15 protein-coding genes and 1 tRNA gene are annotated in these 15,703 nt (G+C 53.3%); 15 read left to right on the plus strand and 1 reads right to left on the minus strand.

Annotation, left to right across the window (positions count from 1 at the left end; translation table 11 throughout):
- Positions 1–60 precede the first annotated feature (60 nt).
- Positions 61–133, minus strand: a tRNA-Arg gene (locus KNP83_RS03460).
- A 123-nt stretch (positions 134–256) separates the two neighbouring features.
- Between KNP83_RS03460 and KNP83_RS03465 the strand changes: the two genes are divergently transcribed.
- The 15 genes from KNP83_RS03465 to KNP83_RS03535 all read left to right on the plus strand — a co-directional run bounded on the left by KNP83_RS03465 (position 257) and on the right by KNP83_RS03535 (position 15,687).
- Positions 257–1,399 carry an RNA polymerase factor sigma-54 gene (locus tag KNP83_RS03465; RefSeq protein ID WP_214760571.1) on the plus strand — a complete coding sequence of 381 codons (1,143 nt, stop codon included), beginning with the start codon at positions 257–259 and terminating at the stop codon, positions 1,397–1,399.
- A gap of 1 nt (position 1,400) precedes the next feature.
- Positions 1,401–1,658, plus strand: a complete 258-nt coding sequence (locus tag KNP83_RS03470; RefSeq protein ID WP_021065444.1) for a glutaredoxin family protein — start codon at positions 1,401–1,403, stop codon at positions 1,656–1,658.
- Positions 1,659–1,767: 109 nt separating this feature from the next.
- Positions 1,768–2,796 (plus strand): sugar-binding transcriptional regulator, encoded by a 1,029-nt coding sequence (locus KNP83_RS03475; protein ID WP_251139172.1) that lies wholly within the window; start codon positions 1,768–1,770, stop codon positions 2,794–2,796.
- Positions 2,797–2,854: 58 nt separating this feature from the next.
- Positions 2,855–3,862 carry a type I glyceraldehyde-3-phosphate dehydrogenase gene (gene gap, locus KNP83_RS03480; RefSeq protein ID WP_214717731.1) on the plus strand — a complete coding sequence of 336 codons (1,008 nt, stop codon included), beginning with the start codon at positions 2,855–2,857 and terminating at the stop codon, positions 3,860–3,862.
- A 99-nt stretch (positions 3,863–3,961) separates the two neighbouring features.
- Positions 3,962–5,146 (plus strand): phosphoglycerate kinase, encoded by a 1,185-nt coding sequence (locus KNP83_RS03485; RefSeq protein ID WP_214760574.1) that lies wholly within the window; start codon positions 3,962–3,964, stop codon positions 5,144–5,146.
- Positions 5,147–5,164: 18 nt separating this feature from the next.
- Positions 5,165–5,917, plus strand: coding sequence for a triose-phosphate isomerase (gene tpiA, locus KNP83_RS03490; RefSeq protein WP_214760576.1), 753 nt, complete (start codon positions 5,165–5,167; stop codon positions 5,915–5,917).
- Positions 5,918–7,456 carry a 2,3-bisphosphoglycerate-independent phosphoglycerate mutase gene (gene gpmI, locus KNP83_RS03495; RefSeq protein ID WP_214760578.1) on the plus strand — a complete coding sequence of 513 codons (1,539 nt, stop codon included), beginning with the start codon at positions 5,918–5,920 and terminating at the stop codon, positions 7,454–7,456.
- A 37-nt stretch (positions 7,457–7,493) separates the two neighbouring features.
- Positions 7,494–8,786: a phosphopyruvate hydratase gene (gene eno / locus KNP83_RS03500; RefSeq protein ID WP_214760580.1), complete on the plus strand. Its 1,293-nt coding sequence runs from the start codon at positions 7,494–7,496 to the stop codon at positions 8,784–8,786.
- 325 nt (positions 8,787–9,111) lie between these two features.
- Positions 9,112–9,909 (plus strand): phosphotransferase, encoded by a 798-nt coding sequence (locus KNP83_RS03505; RefSeq protein WP_214760582.1) that lies wholly within the window; start codon positions 9,112–9,114, stop codon positions 9,907–9,909.
- A 245-nt stretch (positions 9,910–10,154) separates the two neighbouring features.
- Entirely contained in the window at positions 10,155–11,036 is an 882-nt protein-coding gene (gene galU / locus KNP83_RS03510) for a UTP--glucose-1-phosphate uridylyltransferase GalU (RefSeq protein ID WP_214760585.1), read from the plus strand.
- Between the two features lie 21 nt (positions 11,037–11,057).
- Entirely contained in the window at positions 11,058–12,266 is a 1,209-nt protein-coding gene (locus tag KNP83_RS03515; RefSeq protein WP_251139232.1) for a glycosyltransferase family 4 protein, read from the plus strand.
- The gene (locus KNP83_RS03520; protein ID WP_214760589.1) at positions 12,263–13,603 is read left to right on the plus strand and encodes a glycosyltransferase; all 1,341 of its coding nucleotides are present in this window, start codon (positions 12,263–12,265) and stop codon (positions 13,601–13,603) included. Before KNP83_RS03515 ends, KNP83_RS03520 begins: the two co-directional genes overlap by 4 nt.
- Before the next feature lie 55 nt (positions 13,604–13,658).
- Entirely contained in the window at positions 13,659–14,546 is an 888-nt protein-coding gene (locus KNP83_RS03525) for a YitT family protein (RefSeq protein WP_251139173.1), read from the plus strand.
- 73 nt (positions 14,547–14,619) lie between these two features.
- Positions 14,620–14,844 (plus strand): preprotein translocase subunit SecG, encoded by a 225-nt coding sequence (secG, locus tag KNP83_RS03530; RefSeq protein ID WP_012726902.1) that lies wholly within the window; start codon positions 14,620–14,622, stop codon positions 14,842–14,844.
- A 102-nt stretch (positions 14,845–14,946) separates the two neighbouring features.
- A complete protein-coding gene (locus KNP83_RS03535; RefSeq protein WP_214760593.1) occupies positions 14,947–15,687 on the plus strand; it encodes an alpha/beta hydrolase in 741 nt (246 codons plus the stop codon).
- Positions 15,688–15,703: the final 16 nt, after the last annotated feature.

Raw genomic sequence — 15,703 nt, forward strand, 5'->3', positions numbered from 1 at the left:
CGCATTCGAGATTTTAAAACGACAAAAGAGGCCAGGCATCTGCCTGACCTCTTGCTGTGATACACCCGGAGAGATTCGAACTCCCGACACCTGGCACCGGAAACCAGTGCTCTATCCCCTGAGCTACGGGTGCATGTTCTCTGACACGATTTATTATACATTTGTTTTTTTAAAAAAGCAATCCTGTTCGGCTCACTTTTTTTTGAGCGCGATTTCCCGCTGTTCGTTACAATAGGAAGCGAGAGGGGTGTGACCGATGCAACGGCAAGAACAGCAACAACTTCAAACCCAACAGCTGACCCAGGACATGGTCCGGCGGCTGCCGATTCTCGAGGCGGACCGGACGGCGATCGCCTTTCAGCTCGGCCGGTTGGCACGACGCAATCCGAGCATCGCCACGGGGAGCGGTGCGGTCGAGTGGGTGGCCGATACGGCGAGCGGTTTCGAGGAACGCTTGTTCAAGCAGATCGAGGAAGGGAGCGGGACCGAGGTCCAGCGTGCGCTCCAGAAACGGCTCGTTTTCGCGCTCGACCATCGTGGTCTACTACCGGAGAGCGACTCCGTGCTCGCCCATCGTTTCGATGTCGATGTGGCGGACGTCGAGGCGGCGCGCCAGGCGCTCTTGTTTCTAGAACCGACGGGCGTCGGGGCCCGGAACGAACGTGACTGCCAATATCGGCATGCGATTGAACATGACGACCCGCTCGTCTTGGACGTGTTCGAGGCGCTCGACGCGCACCTCGATGACATCGCCAAGCGACTCGACATCTCGGTTGCCGAGTACGAACGTGTGACGCGCATCGTGGCGACACTTCCGAAGACGCCACTATTATATGAAGTAACCGAACACGTCGTCCCGGAACTTGAAGTCGTCCGTCGTGACGGCGAGCTCGTGACGATATGGTTCAGTCCGACGCTCGATGTGGCTCGGATTGGGGACGACCGCGAGGCGAAATGGTGGCATGAGACGCTCGAGATGCGGAACGCGACGCTTCGAATGGTATGGGCCGTCATCGCCGAACGGCAACGCGACTGGTTGGACGGGAAGCTCGTCTTGCATCCGTTGACGCGAAAAGAAGTCGCCGAACAGATCGGCAAGCACGAGTCGACCGTCGGCCGGGCGATTCAAGGCAAATACGTGACGACCGAAGGCGGCGTGATGGCGTGGCGTCACTTTTTCGTCCGGGCCTCGCACGGGCAATCGCCGTTCATGGTGAAGAAGGCGCTCGCCGAACTGATTCAACAAGAGACGTCGCCGTTGAGCGATGCCGCACTCATGCGCGAGCTGGCAAGGCTCGGCTATACGGTGACACGACGGACCGTGGCAAACTATCGGGAGGCGCTCGGTTTTGGAAACTCGCGGGAGCGGGAACGACAACTATGGAAAGGAGGGGACTGACATGGTTCTGACGTTATACCGCCGCGCCAACTGTTCGCTTTGCGAGGAGGCGCTCGTCATGCTTGAATGGCTCATGGAAGACTATCCGTTCGAGCTCGAGCAAATCGATATCACCGGCAACGAAGAACTCGAGGCGAAGTACTTGTTTGAGATCCCTGTCGTCTTACACGAGGGACGGGTGATTAGTCAAGGTCGATACGATGACAGTAAAGTTGAAGATTTTGTTAAGTATACGCTTACATCGAAAAAAAACGTTTGAAGGGGTTGCAAGACGGAAAGGTGATTGATAAGATGAAGTCGTAGCGGTGGGACGCAAATATAAAAGTGGGACAAAAAATGTCCATGCTTTAAGTCGAGGGGGAATGAGTATGATCCAGCAACTGATTCAAGTTCAGAAGCAAATCGTTCCCGACATGCTCGATACGCTCCGACATCGTTACGATATCTTACATTATGTCCGTTTGATGCAGCCGATCGGCCGCAGGACATTGGCCACAAGCCTTGGGCTGACGGAACGAATCCTAAGACGAGAAGTTGACTTTTTGAAAGACCAAGGTCTATTAATGGTCGCTACTCAAGGTATTTCCCTTACGGAATCGGGCCGAAACGTTCTCCGGGACTTGCACGAGGTCATGGGAGAGATCCTAGGCATCTCGGAAGTCGCGCGAGAACTCGAGCAAAAACTAGGCGTTCGCCAAGTCGTCATCGTACCGGGTGATTCCGACGAGACGTTCTGGGTCCAGCGAGATATCGGCCGGGCCGCCGTCACGCAATTAAAAGCGCGACTGGCACCGGACGACAATATCATCGCGGTCACAGGCGGGACGACGATGGCATCGGTTGCGGCCATGATGTCGCCCGATAAAAAAGAACGACCGATGCATTTCGTGCCAGCACGCGGCGGACTCGGAGAGACGCTCGAGTTACAGGCGAACACCGTCTGTTCTCGGATGGCCGACCGGGCCCATGCCGACTATCATTTACTCCACATTCCGGACGAGGTTTCGCAAGAGACATTCGAGCGGATGGTGGAGGAACCTAGCATTAAAAATGTACTGGAAATGATTAGAGCGGCGCGAATTGTGGTACATGGAATTGGTGAGGCGGAAACGATGGCGAAACGCCGTCACGCGTCACCAGAGCATTTGCGGATGATCGAACGCCACGATGCCGTCGCCGAAGCGTTCGGATATTACTTCAACGCAGAAGGTGAAATCGTGCATCGGGTCAAGACGGTCGGGATCCAATTGGAGGAGCTCGACAACATGGACACCGTCATCGCTGTCGCTGGAGGGAAATCGAAGGCACAGGCGATTGCCGCATATGCGAAACACACGCCGAACATCATCCTCGTCACAGACGAAGGTGCGGCGACAGAATTATTAAATCGTTATTAAAGAGTTGACCCCCGTTGGCTCTTCAATAAATAGCTTCTACCCTAAGGAGGAAATTAACATGGCAGTAAAAGTTGGTATTAACGGATTTGGACGTATTGGTCGTTTGGCATTCCGCGAGATCATCAAAAACGAAGGAATCGAAGTTGTTGCAATCAACGACTTGACTGACACGAAGATGCTTGCTCACCTTCTCAAGTATGACACGACTCAAGGTCGTTTCGACGGAGACGTTGAAGTACATGACGATCACTTCCTCGTAAACGGCGAGAAAGTCATCACACTTGCTAACCGTAACCCAGAAGAACTCCCATGGGGCGAGCTCGGTGTTGACATCGTCCTCGAATGTACTGGATTCTTCACAGACAAAGAGAAAGCGGAGCTTCACTTGAAAGCTGGCGCGAAAAAAGTTGTCATCTCGGCTCCAGCTACAGGTGACATGAAGACTGTTGTTTACAACACAAACCACGACATCCTCGATGGTACAGAGACAGTTATCTCTGGTGCTTCATGTACGACAAACTGCTTGGCGCCAATGGCGAAAGTTCTCCAAGACCAGTTCGGAATCGTTGAAGGTCTCATGACGACGATCCACGCTTACACAGGCGACCAAAACACGCTTGACGCTCCACACCCGAAAGGCGACTTCCGTCGTGCGCGTGCAGCAGCAGCGAACATCGTACCGAACACAACTGGTGCGGCTAAAGCGATCGGCCTCGTTATCCCAGAACTTCAAGGTAAACTTGACGGTGCGGCACAACGTGTACCAGTTGCTACAGGTTCACTCACAGAGCTCGTAACAGTTCTTGAGAAAACTGTATCTGTTGACGAAATCAACGCAGCAATGAAAGCAGCAGCGAACGAGTCTTACGGTTACACTGAAGACGAAATCGTATCTTCTGACATCGTCGGAATCACTTACGGTTCACTCTTCGATGCAACGCAAACAAAAGTAATGACAGTTGGCGACAAGCAACTCGTTAAGACAGTTTCTTGGTACGACAACGAAATGTCTTACACTGCACAATTGGTTCGCACACTCAAGCACTTCGCTGAAATCGCGAAGTAAGTTCGTGAACTAAATAGAATCAAATAGGAGCGGAAACAAGAGATTGTTCTCCGCTCTATTTATGAAATTGACACGCACGACATTATGGAGGCGAAGGTTATGAACAAACAGTCTATTCGTGACATCGATGTAAAAGGGAAACGCGTCTTTTGCCGCGTTGACTTCAACGTTCCACTCAAAGATGGCGTCATTCAAGATGAAACGCGGATTCAAGCGGCACTTCCAACGATCAAACATTTGATTGACGGCGGCGCGAAAGTCATTTTGGCGAGCCACCTCGGCCGTCCAAAAGGCGAAAAGAACCTCGAGTTCTCACTCGCACCGGTCGCTAAACGTCTCGCTGAACTTCTCGGCAAAGATGTGCCACTCGTCGAAGAGGCGTACGGTCCAGTCGCAGAAGAAGCCGTTTCAAAACTTGGTGAAGGTGACGTCGTCGTTCTCGAGAACGTCCGTTTCTACCCTGGTGAAACGAAAAACGATCCAGAACTCGCGAAAGGTTTCGCGGCACTCGCTGATATCTTCGTCAACGACGCGTTCGGTGCGGCTCACCGTGCCCACGCTTCGACAGAAGGAATCGCGCACCACGTCGACCACGCGGTTGCTGGTTTCTTGATGGAGAAAGAACTTGAAGTCCTCGGCAAGGCACTCTCGAATCCTGACCGTCCGTTCACGGCGATTATCGGCGGATCGAAAGTGGCTGACAAGATTGGGGTCATCGACCACCTTCTTGACATCGTGGATACACTCATCATCGGTGGTGGTCTCTCGTACACGTTCTCGAAAGCACTCGGGCACGAAGTCGGGACATCACTCCTTGAAGAAGACAAGCTCGACCTCGCTCGTCAGTTCATGAAAAAAGCAGAAGACAAAGGCGTGAAATTCTTGATGCCGGTCGACTGCGTCATCACGAAAGAATTCGGCGAAGAGACATACGTCGGACCAGTCGATATCGACTCGATCCCAGCGGATCACATGGGTCTTGATATCGGACCGAAGACAGTCGAACTTTACGCGGCAGCGATTCGCGAATCGAAACTTGTCGTTTGGAACGGGCCGATGGGCGTATTCGAACTTGATAAGTACGCCAACGGAACGAAAGGTGTCGCTCAAGCACTTGCAGACAGCGATGCATACTCAATCATCGGTGGTGGGGATTCAGCGGCAGCAGCAGCCAAGTTCGGCCTTGCTGACCAAATGAGCCACATTTCAACTGGTGGCGGCGCTTCACTCGAATTCATGGAAGGCAAGAAACTTCCAGGCGTCGAAGCGTTGAACGACAAGTAAAACAGAGGAGGGTTATCGATGCGTAAACCGATTATTGCAGGTAACTGGAAAATGAACAAAACACTCTCGGAAGCCGTCGCTTTCGTAGAAGAAGTTAAAAACAATATCCCGTCAACAGACAAAGTTGACGCGGCGATTGGTGCACCAGCAGTATTCTTGGCCCCAATGGTAGAAGCGGCTAAAGGATCGAACTTGAAGCTCAGTGCACAAAACATGTACGACAAAGACAGCGGGGCATACACAGGCGAAATCAGCCCGGCCATGGTCGCTGACCTCGGCGTGACATACGTCATCCTTGGACACTCAGAGCGTCGCGAATACTTCGGCGAATCTGATGCATTCATCAACAGCAAAACGAAAAAAGCGTTCGAACACGGTCTTACGCCAATCGTTTGCGTCGGTGAGACATTGGAAGAGCGCGAAGGCGGCAAGTTCGAAGACGTCATCAAGACGCAAGTCGAAGGTAGCCTCGCGGACCTCTCAGCTGACCAAGTCAAACAACTCGTCATCGCGTACGAGCCAGTTTGGGCAATCGGCACTGGTAAATCAGCGGACGAAGCAGACGCGCAAAGCTCATGCAAATATGTTCGTGACGTGGTAAAAGGTCTTTACGGTGAAGACGTGGCGGCTGCGGTTCGCATCCAATACGGCGGTTCTGTAAAACCTGAGAACATCAAGGAGTATATGGCGCAAGAAGACATCGACGGCGCGCTCGTCGGCGGTGCTTCACTTGAAGCTGCTTCGTTTCTCAAGTTGTTGGAGGCGATTTAAATGGCAAGACCAGTCGCCCTCATCATCTTAGATGGTTTTGGAATGCGGAACGAAACGTTCGGTAATGCGGTCGCTGCGGCGAACAAACCGAACTTCGACCGCTTCTGGGAGCAGTATCCACATACGCTCCTCAACGCGAAAGGCGAGTACGTCGGCCTTCCGGAAGGTCAGATGGGGAACTCGGAAGTCGGTCACTTGAACATCGGTGCCGGTCGGGTCGTCTATCAGTCACTTTCACGCGTCAACAACGCCATCAAAGACCGTTCACTCTTCGACCGCCAAGCGATGAATCACTTGGCCGGACATGTGAAAAAGTATGATTCGAGCCTCCACATCATGGGCCTCGTCTCAGACGGTGGGATTCACTCGCACATCAACCACATGTTCGCCATCGTCGAGTTCGCGAAACTCCATGGCATCGAAAAAGTTTACATTCACGCTTTCACGGACGGCCGTGACTGTGATCCAAAATCAGGCGCTGGCTTCCTCGAACAGACGGAAGCGAAGCTGGCTGAACTCGGACTCGGTCAAGTCGCTAGCGTGTCTGGACGCTACTATGCCATGGACCGCGACAACCGTTGGGAACGCGTCGAGAAAGTATACGACGTGCTCGTCAACGGGAAAGGCGAAGTCGGCACGAATGCGGTCGACGTTCTTAAACAGTCGTACGCAGACGGCTTGACGGATGAATTCGTCTTACCGACGGTCATCGAGAAAAACGGACAACCGGTCGCGACAATCAAAGACAACGACGCGATCATGTTCTTCAACTTCCGTCCGGACCGGGCGATCCAACTCGCAAAAGTGTTCAAAGAGAAGACCGGTTTCAAAGGCTTCGAACTTCCGAGCACACATCCTGAGAACATCTTGCTCGTCTCAATGACGAAGTTCTCGGATGAAATCGACACGGACATCGTCTTCCCACCGGAAGATTTGAAAAACACGCTCGGTGAGACACTTGCCGCGCAAGGGTACAAACAGCTCCGCGCCGCGGAAACTGAGAAATACCCGCACGTCACGTTCTTCTTGAACGGACAGCAAGAAACACCGTTCGAAGGAGAGGATCGCTTGCTCGTCCCGTCACCGAAAGTGGCGACGTACGACCTGCAACCGGAAATGAGCGCATACGAGCTCACAGAAGGTCTCCTCGAGCGCATCGCATCGGACACGTATGACGCGTATATCATCAACTACGCGAACCCGGACATGGTCGGCCATTCCGGTATGCTCGAACCAACGAAGAAAGCCATCGAAGTCGTCGACGAATGTCTCGGTAAAGTAGTGGACGCACTCATTGCCAAAGGCGGCGCGGCGATTATCACGGCGGACCACGGGAACGCTGACCTCGTCACGAACCCGGACGGCTCACCGATGACGGCCCACACGACGGAACCTGTACCATGTATCGTCACGAAAGAAGGGGTGGAACTGAAACCAGTTCTTCAAGGCGCCTTGTGCGACCTCGCCCCGACGCTCCTTCACCTTCTCGGTGGAGAGCAACCGGCCGAAATGACCGGAACATCAATCGTCACGAAGTAACTCAAAAAACTTTTCAAACAAAAAGGAGCGAATTTTCATGTCAATGATTACAGAAATTTACGCACGCGAAATTTTAGATTCACGCGGTAACCCAACAATCGAAGTAGAAGTCTTCACAGAAGACGGCGGTTTCGGCCGTGCCCTCGTCCCATCAGGCGCATCTACTGGTGAGCACGAAGCAGTAGAACTCCGTGATGGCGACAAGTCACGTTACCTTGGTAAAGGCGTACTCAAAGCCGTTGCGAACGTAAACGACACAATCGCACCAGAACTCATCGGTTACGATGTCTTCGACCAAAACGCACTCGACCGTAAAATGATCGAGCTCGACGGTACGAAAAACAAAGGTAAACTCGGCGCAAACGCGATCCTTGGTGTCTCAATGGCAGCAGCACACGCAGCAGCAGACGAGCTCGGCCTTCCACTTTACACGTACCTCGGTGGATTCAACGCGAAGACGCTTCCAACTCCAATGATGAACATCATCAACGGTGGTTCACACGCGGACAACAACGTTGACTTCCAAGAGTTCATGATCATGCCTGTTGGCGCGCCAACGTTCCGTGAAGCGCTCCGCATGGGTGCAGAAGTATTCCACGCCCTCAAATCAGTTCTTTCTGGTATGGGTCTTAACACAGCTGTCGGTGACGAAGGTGGTTTCGCACCAAACCTTAAGTCGAACGAAGAAGCGATCACAGTTATCCTTGAAGCGATCGAAAAAGCTGGTTACAAAGCTGGCGAAGACATCTACCTCGCAATGGACGTTGCATCTTCTGAGTTCTACGACAAGTCGACTGGCAAGTACGAACTCGCTGGCGAAGGCAAGTCGCTCTCAACTGCTGAGCTTGTAGACTTCTACGCTGAGCTCGTTGACAAGTACCCAATCCTCTCAATCGAAGACGGTTGCGACGAAAACGACTGGGAAGGTCACAAATTGTTGACTGACAAAATCGGTCACAAAGTTCAGCTCGTTGGGGATGACCTCTTCGTAACGAACACTGAGAAGCTTGCTGAAGGTATCGAAAAAGGAATCTCGAACTCGATCCTCATCAAAGTTAACCAAATCGGTACGCTCACAGAAACATTCGACGCGATCGAAATGGCTAAAAAAGCTGGTTACACAGCTGTTATCTCACACCGTTCTGGTGAAACAGAAGATGCGACTATCGCGGACATCGCTGTTGCGACAAACGCTGGTCAAATCAAAACTGGTTCGCTCTCGCGTACAGACCGTATCGCGAAGTACAACCAACTTCTCCGCATCGAAGACATGCTCGGCGATGTAGCGAAATACGACGGCATCAAGTCGTTCTACAACCTCAAAAAATAATTGATTGTTTCAGGTCCGCCTCGTGCGGGCCTGTTTTTTTGTGGTTGAAGAAGACGTTCATCAGGCGGTGGGACGCTTTCCTGGGGTGATGCGGATGCCTCCGCAGCGCATGCGCGCTTTACGGGGTCATCCTTGCATCACTCTCCCCAAGGAGTCGCCCACCGCCTGATTCAGTCTCGCGCCAATCGATCGTCTTGCAGGAGTCGACACTGGGTGTACGTATATTCCGAGATTCGCCTGTCTCGAGCACGATGGCAAAAATGCGTCATCAACACTTCTTCGTGCTGTATACTGAACGTGACTGATGAAAAGTAGGGGGGATTGGATGGACCAATCACATGAGCAAGAGGAGCGGTTGAGCGGAGGGAACGTGTCGACCGTCTACAAAAAGGGGAATCACGTCTATCGGACGCAGAAAGACGGGAGTGCGAATGTCCATTGGTTGTTAAACCATTTGGAGGCGAGCGGGGTATCGGGTGTTCCACGGTTCGTGGGAATCGATGAACAGGGTCGAGAGGTGTTGACGTACCTCGAAGGCGAGACGGCCGATTATCCGTTAAAGGCGTATATGTGGTCCGATGAGGCGATTCAAGACGCAGCTCGACTGATGCGTCGGCTGCATGACGCGACGGCGGATGTCAAGTGGCCATCGGACTGGAAACCGCTCGACCATACGCCACAACCGTTTGACGTGGTTTGCCACAACGACTTCGCCGTCTACAACACGATTTTCCATGACGGTAAAGTGGCAGGGGTCATCGACTTTGACTTGGCGGCGCCCGGACCACGTGCCTGGGATATCGTCTATGCGCTCTATACGTTCGTCCCGCTCAGCCGGCGTCATCAAGCCGAGTCGGGTGAAGTCGTTCACTATGAAGCGGAACGTGATGATGGGACGTACAAACGACGAGTCGCTCTCTTCTTGGAAGCATACGGCTGGGAAGGTTCGACCACGGAGTTGCTGACGATGTTACTGTTACGCATCGATGCGCTCTGTCGATTAATGAAACGGAAAGCGGCGGAAGGGGACGTCGCATTCCAACGCATGATCGATGACGGGCACTATGACCATTATCAAGCAGAGTATCGTTTCATCGAGGCGAACGGCAAGAAGTGGTTTTGAGAAATGATGGAAGACGAGTGCTTGCCGACTTGCCATTCCGGGAATAGATTAGTGTAGGTGAAAGGAGGCGTTCGACATGATGTTCAGCGGTTTTCTCCTTCTTCTCATTGCGCTCGGTGTCGGTGGTTACTTCCTGTTGGAAGACCGGAAATGGTCATGACGTATGTCACGGCCGTTTTTTTGTGTGCGTGAACGCTTGAAAATTGGGTATAATCAGATACAGACTAGAAAAAGGAGAGACGTCCATGACACGCGTACGGAAAGCCATCATCCCGGCCGCCGGGCTCGGTACCCGCTTCTTGCCGGCGACGAAGGCGATGCCAAAAGAGATGCTCCCGATCGTCAACAAACCGACGATCCAATTCATCGTGGAAGAAGCCGTCGCTTCCGGCATCGAGGACATCATCATCGTGACCGGGAAGAACAAGCGCGCCATCGAGGACCATTTCGATCGGGCCATCGAACTTGAACAAAACCTCGAATCGAAAGGCAAGACCGAACTTCTCGAGTCGGTCCGTCACTCGTCGAACCTCGCCAATATCCACTACATACGGCAACAGGAGCCGAAAGGACTCGGCCACGCGATTTGGTGTGCCCGCAAGTTCATCGGTGATGAACCGTTCGCGGTTCTGCTCGGAGACGATATCATCGAGGCGGACGTGCCGGCGACGAAGCAGTTGATCGACCAGTACGAGCAGTATGGACGCTCCATCATCGGCGTGCAACGCGTCCCGTATGAAATGACGAATCGATATGGTATAATTGACCCGCTTGCCGTCGAAGGGAAGCTGATCCCGGTCCGGACGTTCGTTGAGAAGCCGGCCGTCGGAGAGGCCCCGTCGAACCTTGCCATCCTCGGCCGTTACATTTTGACGCCGGACGTCTTCGAGACGTTGTCGGCCCAAGAAATCGGAACGGGAGGCGAGATTCAACTGACGGACGCCATCGCCCGCTTGAACGAGGGGGAGACCGTCTTCGCCTATGAATTTGACGGGCGCCGCTATGACGTCGGGGAACCGATCGGCTTCATCGAAGCGACGATTGCCCACGCACTCTGCGACCCAGATTTAAAAGCCAACGTCCACACGCTGTTGAAGCGCTTCGTGGACGAACTCGAACAACAGTAAGGTGTGTTACTTTTGAAAACAATGTTAATGGTCTGTCAAAACTATTATCCGGAGATCGGCAGCGCCGGGAACCGGATGCAAAATATTACGCATCTCATGAAAGAACGTGGCTACGAGGTGGAGGTCATCACGGCCGCCCCGTCGTATCCGAACTTCAACTTGTATAAAGACGACCGCTTCTGGAACGACCAGGCGCTGAACAAGCAGCCGTTCATCAAGCGTCTCATCACGAAGAAACGCAAACATACGTCGAACATGGTGAGCCGGCTCGCCTTGTTTTTGGAACAGATGATTAAAGGCGTCGCCGCCGTCCAAAAGCTCGACTCGAAACCGGATGTCGTCTTTGCGACGACCCCGTCTTTTTTTATGGCGTTCGTCGGTGTGTATGCGAAACGCAAGTACGGCGTCCCTTTCATCTTGGACGTCCGTGACCTCTGGCCGGAGTCGGTGAAAGGCGTCGGCGTGTTCAAACACGATTGGATGCTCGCCCCGGCGTTCTGGTTCGAGAAGCGGCTGTATAAGGAGGCCGATGAGATCATCATCAACTCGGAAGGCTTCCGCAGCTATTTGCGCCAACGTGGCGTCCCGAACGAGATGATTCACTATATGCCGAACTCGATTCGTGAGAGCGAACGCAACCTCGAGCGCACCGTCCCTGAAGATGACCGCATGGAAATTTTGTACGCCGGCAATATGGGCCTTGCCCAAGACGTGTCACTCTTGCTCGAACTCGCGGAGCGGTTCCGTGACGAGCCGCGCGTCCATTTCAAGTTGATCGGCTACGGGTACCGGAAGAACGAGTTGAAAGACATGATTAAAGCCCGTGGCTTCAAGAACTTTCTCTTCCTCGAGGCGATGCCTCGGACGGAGGCGTTTCAAGCCATCAAGAACGCGGACGTCGCGTTCGTCAGCCTGATCGAGCAAGAAGTGTTCGATACGGTCATCCCGGGCAAACTGATCGATTATATGGCGGTCGGCAAACCGATTGTCGCGGCGGTGTCAGGACATGCGGCGAATGTCATCGAAGCGGCCGAGGTCGGTTATGTGTCACGGAAGCGTGACATCAACGAAATCGAGCTCATGCTCCGGAAACTGCTCGAACGTCCCGACTTGCGTGAGAAGTACGGCGTGAACGGGATCCGTTATGTGAAAGACAATCTGTGCTGGGAAAACAATATACACGTCCTCGAAGACGTGATAGAAAAAGTAACGATGGAGGAAACACGATGAAGTCAGTATGTATGTTTGTATGGAACCATTTTACGAATGATGCGCGCGTCTTGCGCGAATGCTCGGCACTCGCCGAGGCGGGCTATGAAGTCGATTTAATAGCGCTCCAAGACCCGAAAAATCCGTCGCTCCCGAAAGAAGAGATGCGTCCGGAAGGCTTCCGCGTCATCCGCGTCAAACGTCAGCCGTCGATTCTCGCCAACGGGATGAAGGCGCTGAAAACGGCCCGCACATGGGTCAGTGCGAAGAAGACGCGTCAACTTGGGGCCGGACTCGTCGGCGCTGGACTCGTCTTGCTCGCACCGCTGACGATGATCGGACTCGGCGCGGCAGCGGGTGCGATTTTGTTCCCACCGGTGCGCAAAAACATCGTCAACGCGAGCGCGATGCTCGAGATGGTGTTCACTTCGACGAAGAAGTCGTACGATTTCTATCACGCCAACGACTTGAACACGCTCCCGCAGGCGTTGATTGCCGGGAAACTCGTCAACAAAGGTAAAATCGTCTACGATTCGCACGAAGTACAGACGGACCGGACCGGTTACGGTTATATCCAAAGTAACCTCGAGGGCTGGCTCTTGCCGTACGTCGACTCGATGATGGTCGAAAACCATACGCGCGCGGCGCATAACGAAGAGTTGTACGGCTTCTATCCGTACGTGCTCCACAACTATCCGTTCTATCGTCCGCTCGACTTCACGCTCCGCAAAGACTTGCATGCGCTCCTCGACTTGCCGAAAGATGAGAAGATCCTATTGTACCAAGGCGGCATCCAAGCCGGCCGCGGACTCGAGCAACTCATTCTCGCCGTCAAGGACTTCAACGAAGGCACGCTCGTCATGATCGGGGACGGGAAGCTCAAGCCGGTAATCAAACAGATGATCGAGGACGAAGGCGTCAGCGACCGCGTCAAGATGATTGACAAAGTACCGGTCGAGGCGTTACCGTACTATACGATGAACGCGTATCTCGGTTTCCAAGTGTTGAATAACGTCTGCTTCAACCACTATTCAGCATCATCGAACAAACTGTTCGAATATTTGATGGCCGAAGTACCGGTCGTGTCATGTGACTTCCCGGAAATCGAACGGGTCGTCGCCGGCAACGATGTCGGTGTCGTCGTCGATTCGCACGACCCACATTCAATCGCCGAAGGCGTCAACCGCCTGCTCGACGACCAAGCACTCTACGCCCGTGTCAAAGAAAACACGAAGACAGCGCGTGAGCAATATAACTGGGATTTGGAAAAAGAGGCACTCTTGAACGTCTACACGAACGTCGTGGACCGCAAGTTGCCGATTATGAAAGACGGTGCGCCAAAGCCAGTTCAACTGTAAGACTTAGACTGCGGCTTTGTGCCGCGGTCTTTTTTATATGGAAGGGGGACAATCAATGAAACGTCAACAACAACATCTATTGCGTCAACAAGTCTGGAAGAAGCTCCAATCGATTTCCTTGAAGGATATCGCCTGGATCGTCGCCGGCTCATTTATTCTCTCGTTCGGGGTGAACTACTTCACCGTCCCGAACGACTTCTCGGAAGGCGGCCTGCTCGGGGTCACCATCATCCTGTACTACTTGTTCGGCTGGGACCTCGGGGTCACGTCGATTATCGGGAACGGGATTTTATTCATCGTCGGGTATAAGTTGCTCGACCGCCGAACGATGGTCTATTCGGTCGTCGCCGTCATCGCGACGTCGTTCTTCCTTAGCCTGACCCATGATTGGGGCAGCCCGGCCGAGGACAAACTGCTCGCGGCCGTGTACGCGGGAATCATGATCGGGGTCGGCATCGGCATGGTGCTCCGCGTCGGCGGGACGACCGGCGGCGGGGTCATCATCGCCCGGCTCATGGAGCGGTACTTGCATATGAGCGTCGCCGTATCGATGTTCATCATCGATGCCATCGTCGTCGGGGCGTCCGGCTTCATCCTCGGCGAACAAGTCGTGCTCTATACGTTGATCGCCATCATCATCGGCTCGTGGGTCATCGACCTCGTCGCCGAAGGGCTCAACATCCGCAAGGCTGTCACCATCATCAGCGACAAGCAAGAAGAGCTCGCCGTCGTGTTGACGGAGACGCTAGGCCGGTCGGCAACGATTATCCACGGCCACGGCTACTACACGAAGCAAGATAAGAACATGCTCTATATGATCGTCGACAAGCGTCAAGTCGGTCCGCTCAAGAAAATCGTAGAAGTGACAGACCCACGTGCCTTCGTCGTCATCCACCAAGTAAAAGAGGTCATCGGGGAAGGGTTCAGCTACCCGTCCCGATAATTTGAAAGCTGGTGTTTTGACGCCAACTTCTATATAATAAGAAGCGTGTAAAAAGAAGGAGGAACTGACTACTATGCAAACGATCGCTACAATCAGCCTACTCGTCGTGGCTGTTTTATTGATTGTCGTCGTACTGCTCATGTCAGGTCGGTCGCAAGGTCTTGGGGCGATTGCAGGTGGCGCGGAGCAGTTGTTCGGCCGCCAGAAAGCGCGCGGCTTCGACGCTGTTTTGAACCGAACTGCAGCTGTACTAGGCACGTTGTTTTTCATTTTAGGATTACTAGTCGCATCACTATGATGAAAGGCTGATCGTTCTCGATTTTCACGTGAGGCGGTCGGCTTTTGTTTTTTTCAATTATTTTTTGGGAATAATGGATTGTATGAGGAGATGACGTTAGCAATGAAGATTACAGCACCGAAACCGTTCTTCTTTGAAGGCGGACCACGTGCCGTGTTGATGTTACATGGCTTTACCGGATCGAGCGCGGATGTCCGCATGCTCGGTCGTTTCCTGCAAAAAGAAGGCTATACGTGCATGGGTCCCCAGTACCGGGGCCATGCCGTCCCGCCGGAAGAATTGCTTCAATACGGACCGGTCGACTGGTGGGAAGACGTGTTGAACGCCTACCAGTCGTTGAAAGAGAAAGGCTATGAGGAGATTGCCGTCTGTGGTCTCTCGCTCGGCGGCGTCATGTCGTTACGCCTCGCTTCGGAGGAGAACGTCAAAGGCGTCATCCCGATGTGCGCCCCGACCGGAATCGATGCCGAGGACCGGTTATACAAAGGAGTCAAAGCCTACGCTCGAGAATATAAATCTCGAGAAGACAAATCACCTGAACAGATCGAACAGGAGATGGCGGACTTCAAACCGATGCCGACGCTCAAGGACCTCCGTGCCTTCGTCCGTGACACGACGACAAAACTAGAAGATATTTTCGTCCCGGCGCTCGTCGTCCAAGGGGCGAAAGATCAAATGGTCGATCCTGAATCTGCACACGAGATTTACGAGGCGATTAACGCGTTCCAAAAAGAACTGCTCATGTATGAGGAGTCGGGACACGTGATCACGCTCGATAAGGAAAAAGAGAAACTGCACCAGGACGTGCTCGATTTTCTCGAAACGTTAGACTGGTCAGTGTGAAAAAGGAGGTGTCACG

It is taken from the genome of Exiguobacterium sp. s146 (genome assembly GCF_018618415.1).
Lineage (GTDB): Bacteria > Bacillota > Bacilli > Exiguobacteriales > Exiguobacteriaceae > Exiguobacterium.

Excerpts from the sequence above, each read along its gene's own strand:
- KNP83_RS03465 (WP_214760571.1), top strand. The coding sequence starts at position 257 with ATGCAACGGCAAGAACAGCAACAACTTCAAACCCAACAGCTGACCCAG.
- KNP83_RS03470 (WP_021065444.1), top strand. The coding sequence starts at position 1,401 with ATGGTTCTGACGTTATACCGCCGCGCCAACTGTTCGCTTTGCGAGGAG.
- KNP83_RS03475 (WP_251139172.1), top strand. The coding sequence starts at position 1,768 with ATGATCCAGCAACTGATTCAAGTTCAGAAGCAAATCGTTCCCGACATG.
- gap (WP_214717731.1), top strand. The coding sequence starts at position 2,855 with ATGGCAGTAAAAGTTGGTATTAACGGATTTGGACGTATTGGTCGTTTG.
- KNP83_RS03485 (WP_214760574.1), top strand. The coding sequence starts at position 3,962 with ATGAACAAACAGTCTATTCGTGACATCGATGTAAAAGGGAAACGCGTC.
- tpiA (WP_214760576.1), top strand. The coding sequence starts at position 5,165 with ATGCGTAAACCGATTATTGCAGGTAACTGGAAAATGAACAAAACACTC.
- gpmI (WP_214760578.1), top strand. The coding sequence starts at position 5,918 with ATGGCAAGACCAGTCGCCCTCATCATCTTAGATGGTTTTGGAATGCGG.
- eno (WP_214760580.1), top strand. The coding sequence starts at position 7,494 with ATGTCAATGATTACAGAAATTTACGCACGCGAAATTTTAGATTCACGC.
- KNP83_RS03505 (WP_214760582.1), top strand. The coding sequence starts at position 9,112 with ATGGACCAATCACATGAGCAAGAGGAGCGGTTGAGCGGAGGGAACGTG.
- galU (WP_214760585.1), top strand. The coding sequence starts at position 10,155 with ATGACACGCGTACGGAAAGCCATCATCCCGGCCGCCGGGCTCGGTACC.
- KNP83_RS03515 (WP_251139232.1), top strand. The coding sequence starts at position 11,058 with ATGTTAATGGTCTGTCAAAACTATTATCCGGAGATCGGCAGCGCCGGG.
- KNP83_RS03520 (WP_214760589.1), top strand. The coding sequence starts at position 12,263 with ATGAAGTCAGTATGTATGTTTGTATGGAACCATTTTACGAATGATGCG.
- KNP83_RS03525 (WP_251139173.1), top strand. The coding sequence starts at position 13,659 with ATGAAACGTCAACAACAACATCTATTGCGTCAACAAGTCTGGAAGAAG.
- secG (WP_012726902.1), top strand. The coding sequence starts at position 14,620 with ATGCAAACGATCGCTACAATCAGCCTACTCGTCGTGGCTGTTTTATTG.
- KNP83_RS03535 (WP_214760593.1), top strand. The coding sequence starts at position 14,947 with ATGAAGATTACAGCACCGAAACCGTTCTTCTTTGAAGGCGGACCACGT.